Genomic DNA, 8,628 nt, shown 5'->3' with positions numbered 1-8,628 from the left:
GGGCGAGATCGCTAGTCGTTTGATCGGGCGCGGCGAAGTGGCGCGCGTGGATACCCGTGCGCGCGACGATCCATTCGTCGCTGGTCTCCACACCATGCTCGGCGAGACGCTCCGCCAGGTCCTGATTCGTGACGCGGTTGGCCGGCAGATAACTGCCGGTGCCGAGCACGCGGGAATAGATTGTCGATTGGGCCATTATGCTTTCGAAGATACCGCAGCGTAGGGCTCGGCCGAGCGGCCTGGAGCATTCGCGGAGCCGGCGCCGCCCGCATCGCGCGCGGCCTGCTCGAGCGGGTAGGCGTTTTCTTCCATCGCGCGCGCGAGGCGTTCGAGGACGCCATTTTTGACGGCATCATACCCCCGTTTGATAGCCCACTCAAACGCGTAGGCATCCGCCGAACCGTGGCTCTTGATCACGAGACCGCGCAGACCGAGCAACGCCGCACCGTTGTACTGCCGATGATCGACACGCTTTTTGAAACGCAGCAGCACCGGCAGCGCGAGCAACGCCATCAATTTCGTGAGCAGCGAGCGGCCAAATTCTTCGCGAATGATTTCGGAGAGCATCTGGGCGAGCCCCTCCGACGTCTTCAGCGCGACATTGCCGACGAAACCGTCGCAGACGATGACGTCGACCGTGCCTTTGTAGATGTCGTTGCCTTCTACGTTGCCGCGGAAATTCAGCGTGCTCGCGCGCAAGAGCTCGCCCGCGCGCTTGATCGTATCGTTGCCCTTGATGACCTCTTCGCCGATGTTCAGCAGGCCGATCGTCGGGCGCTCCTTGCCTTCGAGCGCGGACACGAGCGCATGCCCCATTTCGGCGAACTGGAGCAGATGCTGCGGCTCGCAATCGACGTTCGCGCCGAGGTCGAGCATCATCGTGTAGCCGCGCGAGTTCGGCAGGGCCGATGCGATCGCGGGGCGCTCGATGCCGGAGAGCGTCTTGAGCACGTAGCGGGAGACAGCCATCAGCGCGCCCGTGTTGCCGGCAGAAATGCAGGCTTGCCCGACCTCGTCCTTGACGAGGTTGAGCGCGATGCGCATCGACGAATCCTTCTTCTTGCGCAGCGCGACTTCGACGGGATCGTCCATGGCGACGACCTCGGAAGCCGGCACGACAGTCAGCGCGGGATCATCGAGCGCTTTGCATTTCTTCAGTTGAGCACGAATCGGCGCTTCGAGGCCGACGAGCATCAACTGCGCATCGGCATGCGAACGAACGAAGCTGACGGCAGCGGGAACGGTCACGGACGGGCCGTGGTCGCCTCCCATGCAATCTATCGTGAGCTTTATAGTCATGGACTGCGACGAATTTCAGGCGCTACGACGCAAAAAAGCGGCAGTTGAATGCCGCCTTTTCTGCGCGAGCCAGGAATGTCAGGCAAGCCGCTCGCCGCGCACAGGACTGCCGGATTCGGCAAGCGCCACGCGCCGACGCGATTAGTCGTTCTTCGTCTTGACGACTTTCTTGCCGCGGTAGTAGCCGTTCGGGCTGATATGGTGACGCATGTGCACTTCACCCGTGCTCGGCTCGACCGCGAGGGGTGCCGTCGTCAGGAAATCGTGCGAGCGGTGCATGCCGCGCTTCGACGGCGACTTCTTGTTTTGCTGGACTGCCATGGTAACTCCTAAAAATTTTTGGGATTCTAACACAGCCCGATCGGCGTAACGCCACTGGCCCAACGGCCGGCGTGCCGCATCGCGCTCATACTCGTGAAGCGGCTCAATGCTTGTTGCCGCCCTCGCCGCCGCCACGCTTGAGCGCCTCGAGCGCGGCGAAGGGATTGGGTTTGCCCGCGTCGCCCTCATCGAGCGCGCCAGACACCGAATCCTCGCCCTCGCTTTCGTCGTCGCCAGAATCGCCCGCATCGCTCGCATGCTCGCCGGCCGCACCCGAGACGAGACTCTCGTGCACCTGCGGGCAAACCTCGTGCTTCGGCACGAGCGGCAGCGACAACAGCAACTCTTCCTCGATCAGATCGACCAGATCGAATTGACGCGAACCGACGATCACGTCGAGTTCGTCCTCGTCGAGCGGGAACTCTTCAGCTTCCGCCTCCGTGGCCACGAGCCGATAAGCGGCTTCGACGTCGAACGACTGCTCGTACGGCGCCAAGCACCGTTGGCACTCGATCCATGCCGAGCCGTGCAGCGCGAGCCGCAGATACGGCTGCGCCGCTTCGGTTCCGTCGTCTTGCAACTCCGGCTGCGTCGAACCCTCTGCCTGCCACGTGAACAACGTATCGCGATCTGGCGCGTCCGCCGGGACTTCGTTTAACATGCGCGGCAATTGCGAAACGCGCACTGCGCCGGCAGCTTGGCGGCCGCTGCGCGCAAATTCGAAGACGTCGAACGCGTGGGGATCGACGAGCCCGCCAGCCTTACCGGAATGTTGGGACATGGGTTCGCTCCTCGCTCCGCTCAGTACCGCCGTACAGGTGCTTGCTTGCTCCTGCTACCGATGAGCCGCACCCGCAAGCCAAGACCGTGAAAAGCCCGAGAGTATATTGGATTTACCTTTTACAGTCAATCACTTAAACATCTCAATGCGAGGCGGCGACATGTGCGCAACACCGGTACGCTACACCGGCACACCACACCGCCCCTCGCACCGGACCGCTCCCTCTGTCTACGCTCATGCACGCCCCTAGCGCACGCCCACCCCGGCTGATCCTTGCCTCCAGCTCGCCCTATCGTCGCGCGCTGCTCGAACGTCTGCGGCTTGCCTTCGACGTCAGCGTGCCCGCATTGGACGAAACCCCTCTGCCCGCGGAAGCGCCGGCCGACACCGCACTGCGGCTCGCGCAAGCGAAAGCGCGCGCCGTCGCAGCGCGCGAGGCCGCCGCGCCCGATGCGGCGCCCGTGCTCGTGATTGGCTCCGATCAAGTCGCGACCTTCGACGGCCTGCAGATCGGTAAGCCCGGCTCGCACGAAAAAGCGCTCGAGCAACTGCGCATGATGCGCAACCGTGTCGTCGAATTTCACAGCGCGTTGTGCCTGTTCGACAGCGCCCGCGAGCTCGCCCAAACGGAAGACGTCGTCACGCGCGTGCGCTTTCGCGATCTGCCCGATGCCGATCTCGAAGCCTACCTGCTCGCCGAAACGCCGTACGACGTGGCCGGCAGCGCGAAATCGGAAGGTCTCGGCATCGCTTTGCTGGAATCGATCGACTCGGACGATCCGACCGCGCTGGTCGGCTTGCCGCTGATCGCGCTCACGCGAATGCTGCGCGAGGCGGGCTACCCCCTTTTCGCGGGTGGGCGATGAGCGGCGTTCTCTATTTGATCCCGAACGCACTCGGCGACGGCGACGCCGATGCGCTGGCCACCGTCTTGCCGGCAAGCGTCATCGCACGCACCGCGACGCTCGGCTACTTCGTCGGCGAGAACGCCAAGAGCACGCGCGCATTCCTCAAGCGGGTGGGCGTTGCTCGTCCGATCCAGGAAATCGAGATCCGCGAATTGAACGTGAACACGCCCGCCGCCGAAATCGACCGGCTGCTCGCGCCGATTCTGGCCGGAACCGACGGCGGACTGGTCTCGGAAGCCGGCTGCCCGGCCGTGGCCGATCCCGGCGCACTGCTGGTGCGCCGGGCCCATGCGCGCGGCGTGAGAGTCGTGCCGCTCGTCGGCCCGAGCTCGATCCTGCTCGCCCTGATGGCTTCGGGGCTCGATGGGCAGCGCTTCGCATTCCACGGCTATCTGCCCGTCGATGCAGCCGAGCGCGCCAAGACGCTGCGCGAACTCGAGCAACGCTCGCGCAAGGGACGCGAAACGCAGATATTCATCGAAACGCCCTATCGCAATCGCGCGCTGCTCGATGCGCTGGCCGCAAGTTGCGCGCCGTCGACGCTGATCACCGTGGCCGCCGATCTGACGCTCGAATCGGAACGCATCGCCACGCACAGCGCGGGGGATTGGAAGAAGCAGGCCGGCGCGTTCGATCTGCACAAGCGCCCGGCCATCTTCTTGATGCTGGCGAACTGAGGCGCCGCGGGCGCCGCCGCAACGACATCTAGACGATGCGGCAGCCCGTACCGCCGTCCGCCGCCACCGCACGCGTCGGCGCCCAGCGCGGTCTATGCGCCGGGCGCGCGCTCGCCTCGTTCACTGAAGCTTCCAGCCCGCCAGGGCCAGCGCATGAATGGCGCCTGCGCCGACCGCCGCGCCGAACTTGCGCGCGATGCGATCGGAGATGCTTTCTTTTTCCGTGTAGTCGACGATGTCCGGCGCCTTGATGACCTCGCGCGCCACGTAGCCCGTATCGCCGAAGCCATCGGCGAGCCCAAGCTCGACGCTCTTCTCGCCCGTCCAGAACAGCCCCGAGAACGTATCGGGCGTTTCGTGCAAGCGCTTGCCTCGGCCTTGCTTGACCGCATCGATGAACTGCGCGTGGATCTGATCGAGCATTTGCTGCGCATGCGCATCCATCGCCGGCGTTTCGGGCGAGAACGGATCGAAGAAGCCCTTGTTCGCGCCCGAGGTATGCAGCCGGCGCTGGACGCCGAGCTTGTCCATGAGCCCCGTGAACCCGAAGCCGTCCATCAGCACGCCGATCGAGCCGACGATGCTGGCGCGGTTGACATAGATCTTGTCGGCCGCGACGGCGATGTAATAGCCGCCGGAAGCGCACATGTCGCCGACGACCACGTACAGCGGCTTGGCCGGATACTTCTTGCGCAAGCGGCCGATCTCGTCGTTGATGATCCCGGCCTGCACGGGCGAGCCGCCGGGGCTGTTGATATAGAGGATGACGCCGGCCGAATCGGCGTCGGCGAAGGCGCGCCGCAGCGAACGATCGATATCCTTCGCGTTCGCGTTGGTATCGGAAGCGATCTCGCCCTCGAGCGAAACGAGCGCCGTATGGCGGCCCGTCGCGACGGCCTGCTGATGCGAAGCGCTGAAGATGGCGACGACGATCAGCAGCAGCGCCGCGAGAAACGCGAAGCGGAAAAAGATCTTCCAGCGACGGGCGGATCGCTGCTCGTTGATTGCGGCAAGCGCGATCCGTTCGAGCGCCGCACGCTCCCAAGGCTCGGGCGCGGCGCCGGAATGCGGCTGAGGTTGACGTTGCGGCTGCGGCTCGAAGGGTTGCTGCGATTCAGGCGTGTGTTGATCGGCCATGGGCTCTCGGGTGTTCGTCGTTATCTATGAATTGCTTTTTGGGACATCGTTCGGCGTCATTCGGGACCGGCCGGCACCGGCTGCAGATCGCCGTCGGGCAGCCAGAAGACCGCGCGGCCTTCGGGCGTGTCGCGCTCCTCGACCTCGACCGGGCGCAGCCGCGCACCGCGGCAGGGGCCGCCCACGCAGCGCCCGGTGTCGGGCGCATAAATCGCGCCATGTGTGGCGCACATCAAGTATAAGCCTGACGATTCGAAGAACTGGCCTTCAACCCAGTCGAGCTCCATCGGCACGTGCGCGCACCGGTTCAGGTAGCCGTAGACGCGCCCGTCGTAGCGGACGAAAAACACAACGGCATCGCCGTCGGCATAGCGTGCCGCGCGGCGCACGCCGGCCCCGCCGTCGACCAGGTCGCCGGCCGCGCAGACGCGCACCGCGAGCCGCTCGCCGGCGCTCACGCGTACTCCCGCAGCCAATCGCCGAGCGCGCCGACGCTCTCGGCCACGAAACGCGGCTCCAGCTTGACGAGCGAATCGGCCGGATGCGCGCCGTAGGTGACGGCGACGCCCGCAGCCCCCGCATTGACGGCCATTTGGAGGTCATGCGTGGTGTCGCCGATCATCACCGTCCGCTCGAGATCCTGCCCCAGTTCGCGCGTCAGTTCGTGCAGCATGGCAGGGTGGGGTTTCGAAAATGTTTCATCGGCGCAGCGGGTGCCGTCGAACACGCTCGTGAGCCGCACTTCGTCGAGCGCCCGGTTCAAGCCCACTCGGCTCTTGCCCGTGGCCACCGCCAGCAGATACCCGTGCGAGCGCAGCTCGGCCAGCAGCTCGCGCACGCCGGCGAACAGTTCGGTGCGCGCATCCTTGACCAGATAGTGGACACGATATCGTTCGGCCAGACGCGGATAGTCGGCCGGATCGAGCGAGGGCGCGGCAATCTGCAGGGCGTCGCGCAGGCCGAGGCCGATCACGTAGCGTGCGGCGTCGTCGGCCGGCACGGGCAGCCCGAGGTCGCGGCACGCAGCCTGGATGCTGCGCACGATATGCGCCGTGGAATCCATCAGCGTGCCGTCCCAGTCGAAGACGATGAGGTCAAATTGCTGTCGGGGCATCGGGTCGCGTCTCGTTGCGCAGGTGGGTCAATTGATCGAGGAAGCGCCGGCACTCGTCCGGCAGCGGGGCGGACAGCTCCATGGGCTCGCCCGTGATCGGATGCGTCAACCGCAACCGATGCGCGTGCAGGAACATGCGCTTGAGCGACGGGCGTGCATTCGCACGCGCGAGCGCCTTGTTCAGCGCGAAATCGCCGTATTTCGCGTCGCCGACGATCGGCAGCCCGAGGTGCGCCAAATGCACGCGGATTTGGTGCGTACGGCCCGTCTTCAGTTCGGCTTCGACGAGCACGTAGCCGGGCCAGCGCTCGACGAGGTTGAACACCGTATGCGACGGCGAGCCGTCCGGCTGCACGCGCACGCGGCGCTCGCCCTCGGGTGTCAGGTATTTGTAAAGCGGCTCCTTGACGGCCCGCCTGCGCCCCCAGTCGCTCGCCCACTGCCCGTGCGCGCAAGCGTAATAGCGCTTGTCCATCCGGTTCTCGCGGATTTGCTCGTGCAGCCCGACGAGCGCGGCCCGCTTCTTTGCGAGCAGCAGGACGCCCGACGTTTCCCGATCGAGCCGATGCACGAGCTCGAGGAACTTGCCGGGCGGCCGAGCCCCGCGCATCTGCTCGATGACGCCGAACGCGATCCCGCTGCCGCCGTGGACGGCCACGCCGGCCGGCTTGTTGATCGCGATGATGTGCTCGTCCTCGAACAGTATCTCGAAATCCGCGGGCGGCGCAGGCAGCGCGATACCCGACTCGGGCGCCTCGGACTGCGCCAAGCGAATGGGCGGCACGCGCACGAGGTCGCCCGCCACGAGCCGGTATTTGGCATCGACGCGGTGCTTGTTGACGCGCACTTCCCCGCTGCGCAAGATCCGATAGATATGGCTTTTCGGGACGCCTTTGCAGACGCGCAACAAAAAATTGTCGATGCGTTGCCCGGCGACACCGTCGTCCACCTGTATCATCGAGACCTGGTCGGCTGCGACCGATTTCTGGGATATTTTGCCTAACTCATTCATTCTGAATATAATTTGCCCAGCCATCCGTGCGTGTCGCCATTTTTTCGCGGCCCCTCGCCCGGAATGTGCAAGGTGAAGCAAGAACCTGTTATTTTACTTGCTTAGCTGCACCCAAGGGCCGGTTGCTCGCCCTGAATCGAGTAGCAACGAGTTGCACGCACGGCATCCATCGCGGCAGGGACGTCGCCCATAGGCGCGTTCGGTCCGGTCGAGGCCGACGGTAACGGAATTTTGGTAAAAAAGAATTCATCCGGTGAGCTTGGCAGTATCGTTCGATGTCGAGCGGAGCCAAGCTCCCCGATTGCGAAATCTACGGCGAGCGCCCCTATGCGTTCCGCGTGAAGCGGGGCGCTTGGCGACGTCAAAAAATTGGCGAGACACGCCGCGCGGCGGTCGAGCATGCATCGGGCTTCGCGCCGCCACACGCGGCGCGGCTTTCCCCGGTCCGGCAAGGGCATCGAATGGTGCGCCGGATCAAGCGTGGATCGCCCGGGCGCTCGGCTCGTGCCCCGTGTCGCGCCGTTATTTGAAGCCGTGTTCGCATGCGCCCATGCGGCTCGCGGCCTTCGTCGGCCAACCCGAGTCCTCTCAGGCAATTCTCCCCGCCATCTTCCCGGTTCCCGCGTGCTTGTGAAAACACAATAAGGATGCGGCGCGCATTCCCTTGCGTCGCTCGGCCGGCTTCATGCCGGCTGAGCTTGGCAATGGCGACGCCGCTCTGGAGCCGTTCAATGAAACGCATGTTGTTCAACGCGACGCAGCAGGAAGAGCTGCGCGTCGCCATCGTCGACGGGCAAAAACTCATCGACATCGACATCGAAACCGCCGGCCGCGAACAGCGCAAAGGCAACATCTACAAGGGGATCGTGACGCGCATCGAGCCTTCGCTCGAAGCATGCTTCGTCAACTACGGGGAAGACCGCCACGGCTTCCTGCCGTTCAAGGAAATCTCGCGGCAATACCTGAAGCATTCGCGCCGCGCCGCCGACGGCAACGGCGAGAACGGGGACGGCGAGTCACGCGCCCGCGTGCAGGACCAGCTTCGCGAAGGCCAGGAGCTGATCGTCCAGGTCGACAAGGATGAGCGCGGCAACAAAGGCGCCGCGCTGACCACCTACATCTCGCTCGCCGGCCGCTATCTCGTGCTGATGCCGAACAACCCGCGCGGAGGCGGCGTGTCGCGCCGCGTCGAAGGCGAGGAGCGCAACGAGCTGCGCGAAGCGGTTTCCGCGCTCGACGTGCCGGGCGGCATGAGCGTCATCGCCCGCACCGCCGGCATCGGCCGCAGCGCCGAGGAACTGCAGTGGGACCTCAACTACCTGCTGCAACTGTGGCACGCGATCGAGGACGCCGCGAAGCTGCAATCAGGCGCCTACCTG

Annotated in this window: 10 protein-coding genes and 1 pseudogene; 3 read left to right on the top strand and 8 right to left on the bottom strand. The window is 65.1% G+C overall.

Annotated features, from left to right (window positions below; genetic code table 11):
- The 4 genes and pseudogenes from ACTHNZ_RS08875 to ACTHNZ_RS08860 all read right to left on the bottom strand — a co-directional run.
- Positions 1–196 (bottom strand): annotated as a pseudogene (locus ACTHNZ_RS08875) (3-oxoacyl-ACP synthase); the annotation flags it as partial.
- Positions 196–1,299, bottom strand: coding sequence for a phosphate acyltransferase PlsX (gene plsX / locus ACTHNZ_RS08870; protein ID WP_440542136.1), 1,104 nt, complete (start codon positions 1,297–1,299; stop codon positions 196–198). The gene plsX and the pseudogene ACTHNZ_RS08875, both read right to left, overlap by 1 nt.
- Before the next feature lie 141 nt (positions 1,300–1,440).
- A complete protein-coding gene (rpmF, locus tag ACTHNZ_RS08865) occupies positions 1,441–1,620 on the bottom strand; it encodes a 50S ribosomal protein L32 (RefSeq protein WP_440542135.1) in 180 nt (59 codons plus the stop codon).
- Between the two features lie 103 nt (positions 1,621–1,723).
- Complete coding sequence (locus ACTHNZ_RS08860; protein WP_440542134.1) at positions 1,724–2,401, bottom strand: DUF177 domain-containing protein; 678 nt, start codon at positions 2,399–2,401, stop codon at positions 1,724–1,726.
- A 236-nt stretch (positions 2,402–2,637) separates the two neighbouring features.
- On the opposite strand from ACTHNZ_RS08860, the gene ACTHNZ_RS08855 reads away from it, so the two are divergent.
- Positions 2,638–3,267 (top strand): Maf family nucleotide pyrophosphatase, encoded by a 630-nt coding sequence (locus ACTHNZ_RS08855; RefSeq protein ID WP_440542133.1) that lies wholly within the window; start codon positions 2,638–2,640, stop codon positions 3,265–3,267.
- Complete coding sequence (locus ACTHNZ_RS08850) at positions 3,264–3,986, top strand: SAM-dependent methyltransferase (protein ID WP_440542132.1); 723 nt, start codon at positions 3,264–3,266, stop codon at positions 3,984–3,986. Before ACTHNZ_RS08855 ends, ACTHNZ_RS08850 begins: the two co-directional genes overlap by 4 nt.
- Before the next feature lie 120 nt (positions 3,987–4,106).
- Here the strand turns inward: ACTHNZ_RS08850 and ACTHNZ_RS08845 are convergent, their stop codons facing one another.
- The 4 genes from ACTHNZ_RS08845 to ACTHNZ_RS08830 are packed head-to-tail and all read right to left on the bottom strand — an operon-like array spanning position 4,107 to position 7,249.
- On the bottom strand, positions 4,107–5,123 hold the full coding sequence (locus tag ACTHNZ_RS08845; RefSeq protein ID WP_440542131.1) for a S49 family peptidase: 1,017 nt from the start codon (positions 5,121–5,123) through the stop codon (positions 4,107–4,109).
- A gap of 56 nt (positions 5,124–5,179) precedes the next feature.
- A complete protein-coding gene (locus ACTHNZ_RS08840) occupies positions 5,180–5,581 on the bottom strand; it encodes a Rieske (2Fe-2S) protein (protein WP_440542130.1) in 402 nt (133 codons plus the stop codon).
- Entirely contained in the window at positions 5,578–6,237 is a 660-nt protein-coding gene (locus ACTHNZ_RS08835) for an HAD-IIIA family hydrolase (RefSeq protein ID WP_440542129.1), read from the bottom strand. The genes ACTHNZ_RS08840 and ACTHNZ_RS08835 overlap by 4 nt, the downstream gene beginning before the upstream one ends.
- Positions 6,218–7,249: an RluA family pseudouridine synthase gene (locus tag ACTHNZ_RS08830; protein ID WP_440542128.1), complete on the bottom strand. Its 1,032-nt coding sequence runs from the start codon at positions 7,247–7,249 to the stop codon at positions 6,218–6,220. The genes ACTHNZ_RS08835 and ACTHNZ_RS08830 overlap by 20 nt, the downstream gene beginning before the upstream one ends.
- A 731-nt stretch (positions 7,250–7,980) precedes the next feature.
- Here ACTHNZ_RS08830 and ACTHNZ_RS08825 point away from each other — a divergent pair.
- Positions 7,981–8,628 (top strand): ribonuclease E/G (locus ACTHNZ_RS08825; RefSeq protein WP_440542127.1); only part of this gene is annotated, 648 nt, incomplete at its 3' end.

It is taken from the genome of Trinickia sp. (assembly GCF_051953955.1).
Classification (GTDB): domain Bacteria; phylum Pseudomonadota; class Gammaproteobacteria; order Burkholderiales; family Burkholderiaceae; genus Trinickia.
The sequence above is the reverse complement of the archived record's forward strand: the minus strand, read 5'-3'. Positions and strand labels throughout refer to the sequence as shown.

Coding starts and splice junctions, on each gene's coding strand:
- ACTHNZ_RS08830 (WP_440542128.1), bottom strand. CDS start 7,249: ATGAATGAGTTAGGCAAAATATCCCAGAAATCGGTCGCAGCCGACCAG.
- ACTHNZ_RS08845 (WP_440542131.1), bottom strand. CDS start 5,123: ATGGCCGATCAACACACGCCTGAATCGCAGCAACCCTTCGAGCCGCAG.
- ACTHNZ_RS08860 (WP_440542134.1), bottom strand. CDS start 2,401: ATGTCCCAACATTCCGGTAAGGCTGGCGGGCTCGTCGATCCCCACGCG.
- ACTHNZ_RS08835 (WP_440542129.1), bottom strand. CDS start 6,237: ATGCCCCGACAGCAATTTGACCTCATCGTCTTCGACTGGGACGGCACG.
- ACTHNZ_RS08850 (WP_440542132.1), top strand. CDS start 3,264: ATGAGCGGCGTTCTCTATTTGATCCCGAACGCACTCGGCGACGGCGAC.
- rpmF (WP_440542135.1), bottom strand. CDS start 1,620: ATGGCAGTCCAGCAAAACAAGAAGTCGCCGTCGAAGCGCGGCATGCAC.
- ACTHNZ_RS08855 (WP_440542133.1), top strand. CDS start 2,638: ATGCACGCCCCTAGCGCACGCCCACCCCGGCTGATCCTTGCCTCCAGC.
- plsX (WP_440542136.1), bottom strand. CDS start 1,299: ATGACTATAAAGCTCACGATAGATTGCATGGGAGGCGACCACGGCCCG.